Origin of the sequence: Spongiactinospora rosea (genome assembly GCF_003315795.1) — a bacterium.
Classification (GTDB): domain Bacteria; phylum Actinomycetota; class Actinomycetes; order Streptosporangiales; family Streptosporangiaceae; genus Spongiactinospora; species Spongiactinospora rosea.
Genome location: NZ_QMEY01000006.1, coordinates 79,011 through 94,431, shown reverse-complemented (window position 1 = coordinate 94,431; position 15,421 = coordinate 79,011). Strand labels below are relative to the sequence as shown.

Sequence of the window (15,421 nt, the reverse complement as noted above, 5' to 3'; positions counted from 1 at the left end):
GGCTTGACATGTCCAGGCTGCTAAAACTTGGCTTTCCCGCTGATCGGGGCACGGTTGACATCTGAGCTGAGGTCGGTAGTTTGCTGCGCAGTCCAGCACGGGACTGGCCGGTTGGCCGTCTTCGACATCGCCGGATCCTGCGCCCGTGACGGAGGGTGACTTCGTCCGTACAGCCAGGCGCAGGGCCGGTGATCCGTCGGGTCGGGGCACCCCATCCGGGCGGGGGGTTGGACCCGGGACGGGCCCGGACGCCCAGTAGACAACGGAATTCCGCGCTCGCCGCCGACGGGACGGATCCGGTCCGAAGGGTTTCCGGGCCCTCTTCCCGTTCCGTGCCTGGTCACGTACGCGCCGGGTGATCCTTGCGGCACCCGCCTGCCGGCGGGGATCACCCTGTGTGCGTGCCTGCCCGTGCCCGGCTCGCCCAGGTCAAGGGCGCCTCCGATGAGCCCGTCCGGTGCCGCCGGTGCGGTAGCGTGCAGGGACAGGCATGCTCGGGTCTTCGCCTCGGGCCCTTCGCAGGGAGACCTTCCTCGGTGGTGCGAGACAACGACGGCGTCCCGGCCACCGCGCCGGACGCCAAGGGACCGGCCACACCGGCCACCCCGCGAGCCGGGACGACCGGCCCCGGCGATGCCCCCGTCGCCGCCCGCACCCCGTCGCCGCGGACCGCCACCGCCGACCTCGATCACCCAGCGGAGCCCGCAGAGCCGGCCACCCCACCGGCCGGGCCTGATCACGTCGCGGATCCGGCAAAGGCCGCCACCCCGCAGGCCGGGGCCGATGGCTCCGGTGGTGATCGTGCCGCCGGGGCAGGGCCGCGTGGCGAGGGGCCGGCGCCCGCTTCGCCGCGGGGGCTCGCCGCCCGGGTGGCCGCCGCGCTCGCCGGGGGCGTGCTGCTGTTCCTGGCCTTTCCCCCGATCGACGCGTGGTACCTCGCGCCGCTGGGCGTCGCCCTGCTGGCGCTGCCGGCGCGCGGCTGCCGCACCCGCCGCGCGCTGTGGCTGGGCTACCTGGGCGGGGCGGCGTTCCTGCTGCCGTCGATGGCCTGGGTCATCACCGTCGGAGTGGACGCCTGGCTCGGCCTGGTCGCCATCGAGAGCCTGTTCTACGCCGCGCTCGCCGCGGGCGTCGCCCTGGTGGGCAGGCTGGCATGGTGGCCGCTGTGGACGGCCGCCCTGTGGGTGGCGGTGGAGTGGGCGCGCGGGGTGTTCCCCTTCGGCGGGTTCCCCTGGTCGCGGCTGGCCTTCAGCCAGGGGGAGTCGGCCTTCACCCGGTACGCCTCCCTCGGCGGGGCGCCGCTGGTGACCTTCGTGGTGGCGCTGTGCGGCGGGCTGCTGGCCGTCGCCGCGCTGCGGGCCCGGCCGGCCCGCGCGGGGCTCGCCCGGGCCCTCGCGCCGCCCCTGGCGGGCGTACTGGCGTTGCCCGCCATGGGCGCGTTCGCGATCCCGCGTCCCGCCGATGAGGGCCGGGCGGTCACCATCGGCATCGTGCAGGGCAACGTGCCCGGGCGCGGGATGCACCCACTGGGCGATGTGCGCGCCGTGGTGCTGCGCAACCACAACGAGCAGATCCACAAGATGGCCCGCGCCGTGCGCGAGGGCCGCCTGCCCCGCCCCGACCTGGTCGTGCTGCCGGAGAACTCCACCGACATCGACCCCTACCGCGACGCCTCCGCCCGCGCCTCCATCGACGCCGCCGTCAAGGACATCGGCGTTCCCGTCCTGGTGGGCGCGGTGGTGGCGATCGGCGACCACGAGCGCGCCACCCGCAGCCTGGTGTGGGACCCGGTGACCGGCCCCGGCGCCTACTACGACAAGCAGCAGCTCGTCCCGTTCGGGGAGTTCACCCCGTTCAAGGAGATCGTGCTGGCGCTGTTCGAGCGGGCCAGGCTGGTGGGCCGCCAGTCGGTGGCCGGCACCCGCGACGGCGACCTGCGGATGGGGCCGGTGACGATCGGCGCGGTCAACTGCTACGAAATCGCCTTCGACCGGGTGGTGCGCGACACCGTCAGGGCGGGCGGCACCCCGCTGGCCGTACAGACCAACAACGCGACCTACGCGCAGAGCAACCTGCCGCCGCAGCAGCTCGCCATGTCCAAGCTGCGCGCCGTCGAGCACAACCGGGCCGTGGTCACCGCCGCCACGACCGGCATTTCGGCCTATGTCACCCCGGATGGGGTGGTGGCCTGGAAGACCGGCGAACTCGTCGCCGACATGACGGTGGTGACCGTCCCGATTCGATCGCAATCCACCCTCGCCACGACGGTGGGGCCGGGTCCGGAGCGGGCATTGATACTCCTGGGGGCCTGCGCCGTCGGCGTGGCCCTCCTGCGCGCCAGGCGCGCCCCGGTCAGCAGCGAGCCGATGGGAGACGAGGGCGGATGATGGAGCAGTCCCCTGGCAGGGTTCTCGTCGTCGTCCCCACCTACAACGAACGCGACAACCTGCCGATGATCACCGCGCGGCTGCGCGAGGCCGTGCCGGAGGCGCACCTGCTGGTCGCCGACGACGCCAGCCCCGACGGCACCGGGCAGGTCGCCGACGACCTCGCCGCGGCCGACCCCCACATCCACGTCCTGCACCGGCCCCGCAAGGAGGGCCTGGGCGCGGCCTACATCGCCGGGTTCCGCTGGGGCCTGGCCGAGGGCTTCGACGTGCTGGTGGAGATGGACGCCGACGGCTCCCACCGCCCCGAGGAGCTGCCCAAACTGCTGCACGTCCTGGCCGACGGCGCCGACCTGGTCATCGGCTCACGCTGGGTGCCCGGCGGCAAGGTCGTCAACTGGCCCTGGTCACGGGAGTTCCTGTCACGCGGGGCCAACCTCTACACCCGGATGAGCCTCGGCGTGCCGGTCCGCGACGCCACCGCCGGATTTCGCGCCTACCGGGCGGCCACCCTGCGCAAGATCGGCCTGGACGACGTGGAGTCGCAGGGCTACTGCTTCCAGGTCGACCTGACCCTGCGCACGCTGCGGCACGGGCTGCGGGTGAGCGAGGTGCCGATCACCTTCGTCGAGCGCACCGCCGGATCCAGCAAGATGAGCCGCACGGTCATCGCCGAGGCCCTGTGGCGGGTCACCGTCTGGGGCGTCACCGGCCTGCCCGGCCGCCTGCGCCGCCCCCGCTGACCTCGCCGCCATCGGCTTGACCTTGACACTGTGACAAGCCTTTCACTGTCGTCAAGGAGGTGGTCCCGATGGCCATGCCCGAACACGACAACGACCCCGTCCGAGCCTTCCAGGCCGCGCAGGACGGCGACCCGTCGACACGGCTGCGGGCCGCACTGGCGGCCGGCACGAACCCAGACCCGCGGCTCATCACCGAACTCGTCCGGCGCAGCGCGACCGAGCCCGAGTTCTACGTACGCGACATGCTCACCTGGGCGCTCACCCGCCACCCGGCGTCCATGACCGTGCCCGGGCTCATCGCCGAACTCCGCTCCGAGCGCGCCCAGGCCCGCAGTCAGGCGCTGCACACCCTGTCCAAGATCGGCGACCGGCGGGCGTGGCCGGCGATCACCCGGGCGCTGCTGACCGACGCCGACGAGGAGGTCGCACGCACCGCCTGGCGCACCGCGGCCGCCCTGGTGCCCGAGGGCGAGGAAGCCGAGCTCGCCGAGGTGCTGGCCACCCGGCTCGGCCGCGGCGAGCGTGAGACGCGGCTGAGCCTCAGCCGGGCGCTGGTCGCGCTCGGTACGGTGGTCATACCGCTGCTGCGCGCCGCGACGACCGATCCCGACCCTCGCGTACGCGGGCACGCGATCGCCACGCAGCGGCTGCTGGAGGACCCCGACGCCGGATTCGAGTTCGCGATCGAGGAGGCCAAACGCGTCGTCGCCCTGGGCGGCGGCAAGGAGGAGTGATGGGCAGTGCTGATCGGTGATGTGGCACGGCGGTCCGGGGTCAGCGCCCGCATGCTGCGGCACTACGACCGGCTCGGCCTGGTCCGGCCCACGGGGCGCACCGAGTCCGGCTACCGCGACTACTCCGGCGAGGACATCCAGCGGATCTTCCACATCGAGAGCCTGCGGTCGCTGGGGCTGTCGCTGCGGGAGGTCGGGCGCGCCCTGGACGATCCGGGCTTCGCGCCCGCACGCCTCGTCGATGACCTCATCCGCCAGGCCCAGGACCGCATCACGGCCGAGACCGAACTGCTCACCCGGCTGCGCCGGATCGGCGCGGCCGAACCCGCGGGCTGGCAGGAGGTGTTGTCGATCGTCGCGCTGCTGCAGGGCCTGGACGCCAAGAACGCGGGCAGGCGGCAGCGCGCGGCCCTGTCGGCCGCCGAGGCCGCGGTACCGGTGGACGCACTGGCCGAGGCGGCACTGAGCGAATCCGACCCGCACGTCGCCGGGGCCCTTCGCTGGGCCCTGGCGCACTCGGGCGAGGAGGGGGCGGCGCTGCTGGCCAAGGGCCTTCACGCCCCGGCGGCCGAGGTACGCAAGCGCGCCGTCCAGGCCATCGCCGAACTGCCCGGCGACACGGCGGCCGCACTGCTGCGCGACGCCCTCACCAGCCCCGACGTCGTGGTCCGCAGGCACGCGGCACTGGCCCTGGCCGCCCGCGGGGCGACCGGCGCGGGCTCGGCGCTCATCGGCACCCTCATCGACATGATCGTCGAGGGGGCGAACGACGTCGACGCCGCCGACGCCCTGGGCACGCTGGCCACCCACTCCGCCCCAGCGGACCGCATCGCCACCCTGCTCATCGACCGCCTCACCGGCGAATCCACCCGACCCCCCGCCCGCGCCCGCCTCACCCAGGCCCTCGCGGAAATCCCCGGCCCCACCGCCTCCCAGGCCCTGTCGAACCTGTCCCACGACGAGGACCGCACCGTCGCCCTCACCGCCACCTACATCCTGCGGCTACGAGGGACGGAGACCCCTCATACAGACCCATGAACCCGCTGGGATCGCGCGGTCCCGGGGGCAGGGCCATGAAGTCGGTGGGACGCCCGGGCGTCGGGTACGAGTACCGAGCGGTCACGCTCGCCTCTGCCGATATCCTGCGGGCCCGCGTGTGGGAGATCGTGAGGCCGGGTGGAACGCCGGGGCGTTCTGGGGCGTTGGACATGGTGTAGCCACCACGCCGTCCGGCCTGCCCGTGTGATTGAGGTTGAAATGCGCCTGTTGATGCTCCTGGCCTTCTTGGCCGTCCCGGTCCTGGAGGTCTTGGTGCTGATCCAGGCCGGGCAGGTCATCGGCGGCTGGGCCACGGCCGGTCTGCTGCTGGCCGGTGCCGCCGTGGGCACCTGGCTGGTGCGCAGGGAGGGCCGCCGGGTGTGGCGGGCCCTGCAGGAGTCGCTGAGCGGCGGGCAGATGCCCGAGCGGGAGCTGTCCGACGCGGCGATCGTGGTGGCGGGCGGCACACTGCTGCTGCTCCCGGGGTTCATCTCCGACGTGGTCGGCCTGGCCTGCGTCCTGCCGCCCACCCGGCCGCTGGTGCGCCGGGTCGCGGCGCGGCTGTTCGAGCGCAGGATGCGCAGGCTGGCGGAGTCCTCGCCGTTCGGCGGGCCGCTGCCCGGCGGGGCCTCGCCGTTCGGCGGCGGCCCCTTCGGCCCCCCGTTCGGGCCAGGCCCGCAGGCCGACGGGCCCGCCGGCGGCCCCGCGACCGGTACGGTCATCCGCGGCCAGGTCATCCACGACGAGCCCGCCGACGCCTCCAGCGACGCGCCCGTCCCACGCCGCCGCGACGCCGGTTTCTGACCTCCCCGAGGCGACCGGATCAGCGGTACCGAAGCCGCGTCCCATGAGAGGCTTGGACCGCGCAGCAGGGTCCGCAAGCGACGGCGGGGTGGCCGGCATGCCTCTTGAGGGCGACTATGGGCCGAGTCCGGCTCGGTGGATACGCGAACAGGTCGAGCTGTACGAGAGTTCGGGCGGCACGCGGGGGACGACGCTTTGGGACACGGGCCTGCCCGTTGTCATTCTCACGACGCGCGGTGCGCGGAGCGGCAGGCTTCGCAAGATCCCGCTGATGCGCGTGGAGCACGAGGGACGCTATGCGGCCGTGGCCTCCAAGGGCGGCTTCCCGCGCCATCCGGACTGGTACTACAACCTCAGGTCCGACCCGCACGTGGAACTCCGGGACGGCGCCGTCTGCCGGGACATGACGGCCCGTGAGGTCACCGGGGACGAGAGGGCCGAGTGGTGGGAGCGCGCGGTCGCCGCGTACCCGACATACGCGGAATACCAGGAGGAGACCGACCGCCTGATCCCCGTCTTCGTACTGGAACCGAGCCCGTCGTAGGACCGGACGGTCCCACGAGAGCCTGCCCCTGCAGGGACGGCCGGGCAGCGCCCGGCCCACGCGGAGGGAGGCCGGGAGAGGAATGGCCGGCCGAATCCATCCGCGGCACTCCACCGGCAGGCAGACCGACGCACACCCCGCCGCCGAAGCCGTCGGCGGCCTATAGGCGTACTGCCAGGGGATCGCCCCCAAGGCACTCGCCCGGCAGCACAGGGTCGCCTGAAAACGCCATCGGCCGCATCCTGTACGCGGCCGGTGCCCGCGAACCGCCTCAAGCAACTCGACCCGCCCCGGCAGAATCCGCGAACGCCGGCCCCGGCCACGACCCGGCGACGTACTCCACCGTCCCGGACTGCTCGCCGAGCCCCCATCGACAGGACCATGATCTCCGCTTGGGGCCGTGGCGCGGTCGTTGATGGCACCGCAACTAAGCTGGCGGGCATGGTCAAGCGTGAGGCGGGCGGGGTGTGGCTGCGGCCGGAGCGGCCGGTGCGTGAGGCGCCGATGACGCGGGAGCGGATCGTCGCCGAGGCGGTGGCGCTGCTGGACGCCGAAGGGGTCGCCGGGCTGACGATGCGCCGGCTGGCCGAGCGGCTGGGCACCGGCTCCACCACTCTGTACTGGCACGTCACCACCAAGGACGACGTGCTGGACCTCGCGCTGGACGCGGTGTTCGGCGAGGCGCGGCTGCCGGAGGGGGACGCCGGTGGATGGCGGGCGCGGACGCGGGCGCTGATGGGGGAGTGGCGGGCCGCGATGCTGCGCCACCCATGGACCTCGGCACTGCTGGGCCGCCCGCTGATGGGCCCCAACGTGCTGGAACGCACCGAATACCTGCACGCCACCCTGGCGCGCGCGGGCCTGGCCGGACAGTCCCTGACCGCCGCCGCCTACGGCCTGTCCCACTTCGTGATCGGCTCGGCCATGATGGAGGCGGCCTGGCAGAGCACCGGAGAGAGCACCGGCGAGGGCGCCGGGACCGCCGATACGGCCATCGCGGACCACCTGCGCGAACGCGCCGAGCGCTACCCGGTACTGGCCGGGCAGGGCCATCCGGCCGCCACCGACTGGGACGCCTCCTTCGAACGCGGCCTGGGCTACCTCCTCGACGGCATCGCCGCCGCCCTGCCCGGCGGGAGTTGACCCTCACACCGTGTGAGACGGGAGCGTGATCGCGTCATGTTCACCATCGGAGATTTCGCCACGATGGGCCGGGTGTCGATCCGGATGCTGCGGCACTACGACGCGATCGGGCTGCTGCGTCCGGCGCGCGTGGACCCCTCCAGCGGCTACCGGTACTACGAGGCCGGGCAGTTGAAGCGGCTCAACCGGCTGGTCGCGCTGAAGGATCTCGGTTTCACCCTCGCCGAGGTGGCCAAGATCGTCGACGCCGACGTCGGCACCGCCGAGCTGCGCGGCATGCTGCGGCTGCGGCAGGCGCAGGTGGCCCGGCAGATCGCGGCCGACACCGCGCGGCTGGCCCGCATCGAGGCGAGACTCCGGATGATCGAGAAGGAAGGTGCCATGAGCACGAAGAGCGTCACCGTCAAGACGGTCGCGCCGGTCCGGGTCGCGCTGGTCGCCGGGGTCGCCGAGAGCGGCGGCCACGAGGACGTCGCGCCGGTCATCGGGGGCCTGTTCGGCGAGCTGTTCGGGGCGCTGGAACAGGCCGGGATCGCCCCGGCCGGGCCGGCCATGGCCACGTACGCGCCCGCCGAGGGGGACCGGCTGACCGTCACCGCGGCCTGCCCCATCGCCCCTGACGCGGACCCTGAGGCCGCCGGCCCGCTGGAGATCAGGACCCTGGACGGGATCGGCGCCGCGGCCTGTTACGCGCATCACGGCCCGATGGCCGGCATCGGCGAGGGCTACCAGGCCCTGGCCACCTGGATCGAGGACAACGGCCACCGCACCGACGGCACGGCCCGCGAGGTGTACCTGGTGGCCCACCCGGAGCCTGAGGAGCGCTGGCGGACCGAACTCCAGATGCCGATCGACCAAGGCTGACCCCGCTCACGTACGGGAAAACGGCGACGCCCCCGGCGGGGCCGGGGGCGTCGCGCGCTCGTGCGGCGCTCGTGCAGCGCTTGTACAGGGGCCTTCGGGGACGTCAGGCGCTCTTGCGGCGCTGCGCGCGCAAGATGGCCAGCCGTTCGTTCAGGACCTCTTCGAGGTCTTCGATGGTGCGCCGCTCCAGCAGCATGTCCCAGTGGGTCCGCGGCGGCTTCATCTTCTTGGCCTGGGGCAGCTCGCCGTCAACGCGGACCGCGACCGCGCCGCAGCTTCGGCACTCCCACGTCGCGGGGATCTCGGCCTCCGCGGCGAGCGGTACGTCGAAGTGATGGCCCTTCGGGCAGGTGTAGGACACCTCCTGGCGCGGAGCCAGGTCGGTGTTGCGGTCGTTCTCGTAGCTCGTCGCGCCGAGTCGGGTACCGCGAAGCGCACGCTCGCCCATGTTTCAATGCCTCCTGAGGGCCCCATCTTGAGGGGTCTGTCTCCCACTGGCGTACAACGCTTGATACCGTGGATGGATTCCCACCCGCGGGGTGATCCAATCGCGCTTTTTGTCGCCGAAGCTCCCCGTCTTGGGCAACGCCCCTCCCCGCCGGGCCCTCGGGCTAGATCCGCCGGGGCACCTCGTTGCCCGCCGCGCGGATCGCCTTGGGCAGGTCGACCAGGGCCAGCAGCACGAATCCGAGCACGAAGAACACCATCAGGAACAAGATCCCCAGCCGGTAGCTGCCGGTGTACTGCAGGGCCAGGCCGAGCGTGAAGGACCCCAGGAACGTCGAGCCCTTGTCGCTGATCTCGTACAGGCTGTAGTACTCCGCCTCCTTGCCGGCCGGGATGACGTGGGAGTACAGCGACCGTGACAGGGCCTGCGTGCCGCCCATCACGATCGCGATGGCGAACCCGAGCCCGAAGAACGGCAGCGCCGAGCCCTGCGGCAGGAAGTAGGCCACGGCCACCACGGCGACCCAGCCGACCAGCGCCACCAGCACCACCTTCTTGGCCCCGTAGGTGCGGGCCAGCCGCCCCAGCAGCAGCGCCCCGCCGAACGCCACGAACTGCACCATCAAGATCGCGCCGATCCTGGCCTCCTGGGGCAGTTTCAGCTCCTGGTCGGCGTAGGTGGCCGAGAAGGAGATGACCGTCTGCACGCCGTCGTTGTAGATCAGGTACGCGACCAGGAACGCCAGCGTCAGCGGGTAGCGGCGCAGCTCGCGGACGGTGCGGCCGAGCTGGCGGAAGCTGCGCCCCACGGCCTGGGGCGCGGTCTCGGTGCCTTGTGCCAGCGCCCGGCGGTTGCGCAGCCGCAGCAGCGGGATGATCGTGAACCCGCCCCACCACACCCCGGCCGAGGCCAGCGCGATGCGGGCGGCGGTGCCGCCGGAAAGGCCGAGGGCATCGGCCTTGAGGAACAGCGCGAGGTGCACCGCGAGCAGCAGCCCGCCGCCCAGGTAGCCGAATCCCCAGCCCATCGCCGAGACCCGGTCGCGTTCGGCGGGCCCGGCGATGTCCGGCAGGAAGGAGTTGTAGATGACGAACGCGGCGGCGAATCCCACGTTGCCGAGCACGAACAGCACCCCGCCTAGCAGGTAGCCGCCGTCCGTGACGAACCAGAAGCAGCCGGTGGCGCCCGCGCCCAGGTAGGCGAACAGCGCCATCAGCTCCCGTTTGCGGCCGGTGTGGTCGGCCAGCGCCCCGGCGACGGGCATCACGATGATCTGGATGATGGCGGCGACGCCGACGACGAAGCTGTAGTAGGCGCTGGGGCGCACGTCGAAGCCGAGGACGTCGACATAGGTGCGCCCGGCGGCGGCGGTAGTGGCCAGCTCGGTCAGGTAGGGGCCGAGGAACACGGTCAGCACGGTGGTCGGGAACGCCGAGTTCGCCCAGTCGTACCAGTACCAGCCGCGTTGCTCGCGTCTGCGGGCCTCGGGGGTCTCCTGCTGGGCGGCGGGGGCCGTCATGGATGCTCCTGGACGTCGGGGAGGGGATGGGCCGGGGTCATCGGCTTCGGGCAAAAGAGGGGCGCTTCAGGAGGGGGCGGGGGTCAGCGGGTGCCACATGCCGCGCGCCCGCAGCACCTCCCGCAGGCCGCTGATGTTGTCGGACATGATGCCGTCCACGCCGAGGTCGAGCAGTTGTTCCATGCGCGCCGGGTCGTTGATCGTCCACACGTGGACCTGCATGCCCAGGGCGTGCGCGGTGCGCACCAGGGCCCGGGTGGTGACGCGCAGCCCGCGAAACCCGACCGGGACCTGCACGCACGGCACCTGGGCGCGGGCCAGGCGGGTCAGCAGCCTGCCGTACCCGGAGGTGGCGGCGGCGGCGCGCAGCGCGGCCACCCCGCGCGGGCCCAGCGCCGAGCACACCTCGCGGCCGACGGCGGCGCGGGCGCGGGTGAGCCGTTCGTCGGAGAAGGAGGTCAGGCACACCCGGTCGTGGGCGGCGGTTCGCTTGATCGCCTCGGCCAGCGGGCCGATCGCGCCGGCCTCCTTGACGTCGATGTTGAACCGGGCCCGCGGCCAGCTGCCGAGCAGGTCCTCCAGGAGGGGGATCTCATCGACGCCGCCGACGCGGGCCCGGCGCACCATCCGGTAGGGGAGTTCGGCGATCCGGCCGGTGCGGTCGGTGACCCGGTCCAGGGTGTGGTCGTGGAAGGCGAGCAGCACCCCGTCGGAGGTGGCGTGGGCGTCGGTCTCCAGGTAGGTGTAGCCGAGGTCCACCGCGCGGGTGAAGGCGGCGACGGTGTTCTCCCGGCCCTCATCGGCCCCGCCGCGGTGGGCGAAGGCCAGCGGGCCGGGATGGTCGAGGAAGGGGAAGCGTCGCTGCACGTGCAGGAGTATGCCCGGTGCGGGGGCCCGGCGTCAGTCCGGGGAGGTGAACGTTCGCCGTAAAGGCCCCGCTCTCAGGGGCCGGTCCCAGGGCCGTCTCAGCGCTGTCTCAGGGGCCGTCGCCGGCCGGTGGGGCGGCCCATTCGCGGCGGCGGGCCTCGGCCATGGCGATGGCGGCGGCGATGCCGACGTTGAAGGACCCGACCCGGCCTACCTGAGGGATGTAGCACGCCGCGTCGGCGGCCTCCAGCAGCGCGGGGGAGCAGCCGTGGTCCTCCCCGCCCAGGGCCAGGCACACCGGGCCGCCGAGCGGCGCCTCGTGCAGCGGTACGGCGTCGCCGCTCAGTTCCACGGCCACGACCGTGAAACCGTCCTGGCGGGCCGCCTGGACGGCCGTGACGGCCGCGACGGGCTCCTCCCAGGCCACCAGCCGGTCGGTGCCGAGGGCGGTCTTCTGCGCCTTCTGGGTGGTCGGCGGGGTGGCGTTGCCCGCCAGCCAGATCCGCTCGACGCCGAACGCGGCGGCGGTGCGGAAGATGGTGCCGATGTTGAACGGGCTGGTGACCGATTCCAGGATCAGCGCCAGCCGGCCCTCGGTGGAGCGCCGCCAGGCGCGGTTGAGCCGTTTGACGTCGGTCGGGCGCAACTGCCTGCGGGTGTTCGCCGCGACTCCGCCGTTCACCTGGACTCCACCTTGGCCTCCACTTTCAGTATCCGGTACGACGATCGGGACGCCACGCGCTCCGCCGGGTGGCCCTGGCCGGCCAGCCATCGCTGCAGGGAGTCCGAGCCGAGGTGTTTCTGCACCACCAGGTGCGCGGTGCCGCCGGGGGCGAGGCGGTCCAGCCAGCGGGTCAGCATCGCGTGCAGGGCGGGCTTGCCGATCCGGATGGCCGGATTTGACCAGATCGCGGCGAATCGCACATCGGGCGGCACCTCGTCGGCATGCACCGACCTTACTTTGTAAAGGCCGTGGGCCGTGGCATTCGCCGCACACAGCTCCAGCGCCGCCCGGTTCACATCCACCGCCCACACCGTCGCCTGCGGCGCACGCATGGCCATGGTCAGCGCGATCGGGCCGTACCCGCAGCCCAGGTCCAGCAGGTCGCCCGTGGCGGGCGGCGGCGGCACGGTCTCCAGCAGCACCCGCGTGCCGGGGTCGATCCTGCCGGGGGAGAACATCCCGCCGCCGGTCGCCAGCCGCAGATGCAGATCGGGCAGGACGAGCGTGACCGACCCGCTCGCCGTGCCCGCCCGGGCCCCTTCGGGCCGCTCGGAGAAGTAGTGCGCCACGGGCACCGACGTTACCAATCCCCGGGCACCACCCCCGCCCGCCGCCTCAGGGCAGGCGCGAGCCGAACAGCAGCGAGAACGCCGCCACCAGCGCCCCGGCCAGCAGCGCCGCCAGCACGAACCACTGCCCGATCTCCTGATGGACGATCTTGTAGCCGAGGGAGGTGCCGATCTGCTCGTACACCTCGCGCAGCTCGGTGCCGGACTCGGCGGCGTAGGCCCGCCCGCCGGTGCCGTCCGACAGGGTCTGCAGGGTGGCCTTGTTGACCGGTACGTTGACCGCCCGCCCGTCGATCACCACGGTGCCCTCCTGGGTGCCGTAGGCGATGGTCGAGACCGGTACCCGGGACTGCACGGCCGCCTCGATGGCCTCGCTGACCGCGCGGCCGGAGGTGTTGTCGCCGTCCGACAGCAGTACCAGCGCCGCCGGCGGCGGGTCGGTGGCGGCCCGCTGGTCGAAGGAGCGGATGGAGTCCAGGGAGTTGAACACGGCCTCGCCGATGGCGGTGCCGGCCCGGGTGGTCAGGTTGCCGATGGCGGTGATGACGCCCAGGTGGTCGGTGGTGGGGGAGACCACCACCGCCGCCGAGCGGGCGAAGGACACCAGGCCGACGTTGAACCGTTCGGGCAGATCGCGCACGAACCGCTGGGCGGCGTCCTTGGCGGCGCTGATCCGGTCAGGGGTGACGTCGTCGGCCTCCATGGACAGGGAGATGTCCATGGCGATGATGATGGTGGCCCGGTCGCGCGGCACGCGTACCGCGTCGGCGGGGCGGGCCACGGCCAGCACCAGCAGCGTCATCATCAGCAGGAACAGCGCGGGTGCCAGGTGGCGGCGCCGCCCGGGGGCGGCGGGGGAGACCAGCGACAGCAGCGGCAGGTTGGAAAACCGCACGGCGTGGCGGCGGCGGGCGAACTGCGCCGCCACGTACCCGGCCGCCAGCGGCACGAGCGCGGCCAGCAGCCACAGCCAGCCCGGTGACAGGAACGTCATGCGCCCCCCGCCTTCCCCGCGCCGCTCCGCCCGCCCGCGGCGGGGTGGCGGTGCGCCAGATGGGTCATCCGCCGCTGGCGCAGCACGAACTGCGCGATGTCGGCCACCCAGTCGCGGTCGGTGCGCAGCACCAGGTGCGCCACCCCGCAGCGGCGCAGCGCCGCCGCGGTCGCCGCCCGCTGCGCGGCGGCGGCCTGCGCGTAGGATTCGCGGACCTTGCGGGTCAGGTGCACCTCGGCGGTGCGGCCGGTCTCCGGGTCGGTGAGGGTGAGCACGCCGACCGGCGGGAGTTCCAGCTCGCGCGGGTCGATCACCTCCACGGCCAGCACCTGGTGGCGGGCGGCCAGCCGGCGGATCGGCCGCTCCCAGGGGCGTTCGGCGGCCGGGTCCAGTACGGGCCGCTGCTCCAGGAAGTCGGAGACGATCACCCGCATGCCGCGGCGGCGCCGCGCGGCCGACAGCACCTGCACGCCCTCGGCCAACGTGACCGGGTCGGGCACCGGCCGGGCGCGGGGGGCGTCCATCAGCGAATGCAGCAGCCCGTACAGGGCGGGCCGCCCGGCACGCGCCGGGATGCGGTGCACATGCCGCTCGTGCAGCACGTACGCGCCGAACCGGTCGCCGATCCGCCCGGCCAGGAACCCCACGGCGCCGATGGCCGCGATGACCAGGTCGCGTTTCTCCATGGCGGCGGTGCCGAAGTCCATGGAGGGCGAAAGGTCGGCCAGCGCCCAGGTCTCCAGCTCCCGGTCGGCGATCAGGTCGCGTACGTGCGGCACGGTGGTGCGGGCGGTGACGGCCCAGTCCATGCGCCGCACGTCGTCCTCGCCGGGGACGTAGACGCGGCTGTCGCCCATCTCGCTGCCGGGGCCGGGCAAGAGCCCCTGGTGGGAGCCGTGCAGCATGCCGTCCAGGCGCCGCACGATGGTCAGCTCCAGGCGGCGCAGCGCCTGTTCGGCGGCCCTCATCGCCGGCCCTGGTTCCACACCACCAGCGGCGGGGGCACGGCGGTGAGGATCTGGCGCACGACGTCATCGGGGGCCACGCCGTCGGCGAGGGCGTCGAAGGTGAGCATCAGCCGGTGGCCCATGACGTCCACCGCGACATCGCGGACGTCGTCGGGCAGCAGGTAGTCCCGCCCCCGCAGCAGCGCCAGGGCCCGCCCGGCGGCGACCAGCCCGAGGGTGGCGCGGGGGCTGACGCCGATCTCGATGGTGTCGGCCATCTCCGCGATGCCGTAGTCGCCCGGCACGCGGGTGGCCATCACCAGCCGCACCACGTAGTCGGCGACGAGCTGGTGGACCGACACCTGCTCGGCGAGGTCCTGCAGCGCGGCCAGCCGCGCCGGGTCCAGCACGGGCCGCGGGGCGGGCGGCTTGACGCTCATCCGGTGCAGGATCTCCAGCTCCTCACGGGCGTCGGGGTGCTCGACCCGCACCCGGAACAGGAACCGGTCGCGCTGCACCTCCGGCAGCGGGTACACCCCCTCGGACTCGATGGGGTTCTGGGTGGCCAGCACGATGAACGGGCGGGGCAGCGGGTGGGTGCGCCCGGCCAGGGTGACCTGCCGTTCGGCCATCACCTCCAGCAGCGCCGACTGGACCTTGGCCGGGGCGCGGTTGATCTCGTCGGCGAGCAGGAAGTTGACGAACACCGGGCCGAGTTCGACGTCGAAGCTCTCACTGGCCGGGTGGTAGACGCGGGTGCCGACGATGTCGCTGGGCACCAGGTCGGGCGTGAACTGGATCCGGGCGAAGCTGCCGCCCACCACGGTGGCCAGGGTGGAGGCGGCCAGCGTCTTGGCCACCCCCGGCACTCCCTCCAGCAGGCAGTGCCCGCGGGCGAGCAGCGCCACCAGCAGCCGCTCGACCATGTGCTCCTGGCCGACGATGACGCGCCTGACCTCGGCCAGGGCCTGGCGCAGCACCTCGGCGTCGGTACCGCTGGGTACTTCTTCGGCGACGGTCATCTGCGGTGCGGCGCACGGGCCGGGCCGGTGGCGGGCCGGGCGGGGTGCGCCTCTCCTTTCGCTCGCGGGCACAG

The 15,421-nt window shown here is 73.2% G+C and carries 16 protein-coding genes; 8 read left to right on the top strand and 8 right to left on the bottom strand.

All coding sequences use genetic code 11. The features are described 5' to 3' along the window. Nucleotides 1-536 precede the first annotated feature (536 nt). The 8 genes from lnt (at nucleotide 537) to DP939_RS16590 (ending at nucleotide 8,257) form a co-directional block, all read left to right on the top strand. Nucleotides 537-2,387, top strand: a complete 1,851-nt coding sequence (lnt, locus tag DP939_RS16625; protein ID WP_225878292.1) for an apolipoprotein N-acyltransferase — start codon at nucleotides 537-539, stop codon at nucleotides 2,385-2,387. Then, the gene (locus tag DP939_RS16620) at nucleotides 2,387-3,130 is read left to right on the top strand and encodes a polyprenol monophosphomannose synthase (protein WP_113981619.1); all 744 of its coding nucleotides are present in this window, start codon (nucleotides 2,387-2,389) and stop codon (nucleotides 3,128-3,130) included. The genes lnt and DP939_RS16620 overlap by 1 nt, the downstream gene beginning before the upstream one ends. Nucleotides 3,131-3,198: 68 nt before the next feature. After that, complete coding sequence (locus DP939_RS16615) at nucleotides 3,199-3,864, top strand: HEAT repeat domain-containing protein (protein ID WP_113981618.1); 666 nt, start codon at nucleotides 3,199-3,201, stop codon at nucleotides 3,862-3,864. Nucleotides 3,865-3,870: 6 nt separating this feature from the next. Next, nucleotides 3,871-4,902, top strand: coding sequence for a MerR family transcriptional regulator (locus tag DP939_RS16610; RefSeq protein WP_113981617.1), 1,032 nt, complete (start codon nucleotides 3,871-3,873; stop codon nucleotides 4,900-4,902). A gap of 219 nt (nucleotides 4,903-5,121) precedes the next feature. Further along, the gene (locus tag DP939_RS16605; protein ID WP_113981616.1) at nucleotides 5,122-5,706 is read left to right on the top strand and encodes an FxsA family protein; all 585 of its coding nucleotides are present in this window, start codon (nucleotides 5,122-5,124) and stop codon (nucleotides 5,704-5,706) included. A 97-nt stretch (nucleotides 5,707-5,803) separates the two neighbouring features. Further along, complete coding sequence (locus DP939_RS16600) at nucleotides 5,804-6,250, top strand: nitroreductase family deazaflavin-dependent oxidoreductase (RefSeq protein WP_113981861.1); 447 nt, start codon at nucleotides 5,804-5,806, stop codon at nucleotides 6,248-6,250. A 441-nt stretch (nucleotides 6,251-6,691) separates the two neighbouring features. Further along, entirely contained in the window at nucleotides 6,692-7,393 is a 702-nt protein-coding gene (locus DP939_RS16595) for a TetR/AcrR family transcriptional regulator (protein WP_113981615.1), read from the top strand. Between the two features lie 36 nt (nucleotides 7,394-7,429). Beyond that, nucleotides 7,430-8,257, top strand: coding sequence for a MerR family transcriptional regulator (locus tag DP939_RS16590; protein WP_113981614.1), 828 nt, complete (start codon nucleotides 7,430-7,432; stop codon nucleotides 8,255-8,257). Between the two features lie 103 nt (nucleotides 8,258-8,360). Here DP939_RS16590 and DP939_RS16585 read toward each other — a convergent pair whose 3' ends face one another. From DP939_RS16585 to DP939_RS16550, 8 genes are all read right to left on the bottom strand, one after another. Beyond that, nucleotides 8,361-8,705, bottom strand: coding sequence for an RNA polymerase-binding protein RbpA (locus DP939_RS16585; RefSeq protein WP_113981613.1), 345 nt, complete (start codon nucleotides 8,703-8,705; stop codon nucleotides 8,361-8,363). A gap of 163 nt (nucleotides 8,706-8,868) precedes the next feature. Continuing rightward, nucleotides 8,869-10,224, bottom strand: a complete 1,356-nt coding sequence (locus tag DP939_RS16580) for an MFS transporter (RefSeq protein WP_113981612.1) — start codon at nucleotides 10,222-10,224, stop codon at nucleotides 8,869-8,871. A 66-nt stretch (nucleotides 10,225-10,290) separates the two neighbouring features. Beyond that, nucleotides 10,291-11,091 carry a glycerophosphodiester phosphodiesterase gene (locus DP939_RS16575; protein WP_113981611.1) on the bottom strand — a complete coding sequence of 267 codons (801 nt, stop codon included), beginning with the start codon at nucleotides 11,089-11,091 and terminating at the stop codon, nucleotides 10,291-10,293. A 109-nt stretch (nucleotides 11,092-11,200) separates the two neighbouring features. Beyond that, entirely contained in the window at nucleotides 11,201-11,773 is a 573-nt protein-coding gene (locus DP939_RS16570) for a TrmH family RNA methyltransferase (protein WP_225878291.1), read from the bottom strand. Continuing rightward, complete coding sequence (locus DP939_RS16565) at nucleotides 11,770-12,384, bottom strand: class I SAM-dependent methyltransferase (protein ID WP_113981609.1); 615 nt, start codon at nucleotides 12,382-12,384, stop codon at nucleotides 11,770-11,772. The genes DP939_RS16570 and DP939_RS16565 overlap by 4 nt, the downstream gene beginning before the upstream one ends. 46 nt (nucleotides 12,385-12,430) lie before the next feature. Next, nucleotides 12,431-13,378, bottom strand: coding sequence for a VWA domain-containing protein (locus tag DP939_RS16560; RefSeq protein WP_113981608.1), 948 nt, complete (start codon nucleotides 13,376-13,378; stop codon nucleotides 12,431-12,433). Beyond that, on the bottom strand, nucleotides 13,375-14,346 hold the full coding sequence (locus DP939_RS16555) for a DUF58 domain-containing protein (protein WP_113981607.1): 972 nt from the start codon (nucleotides 14,344-14,346) through the stop codon (nucleotides 13,375-13,377). The genes DP939_RS16560 and DP939_RS16555 overlap by 4 nt, the downstream gene beginning before the upstream one ends. Further along, complete coding sequence (locus DP939_RS16550; protein WP_113981606.1) at nucleotides 14,343-15,347, bottom strand: AAA family ATPase; 1,005 nt, start codon at nucleotides 15,345-15,347, stop codon at nucleotides 14,343-14,345. The genes DP939_RS16555 and DP939_RS16550 overlap by 4 nt, the downstream gene beginning before the upstream one ends. Between the last annotated feature and the right edge of the window lie 74 nt (nucleotides 15,348-15,421).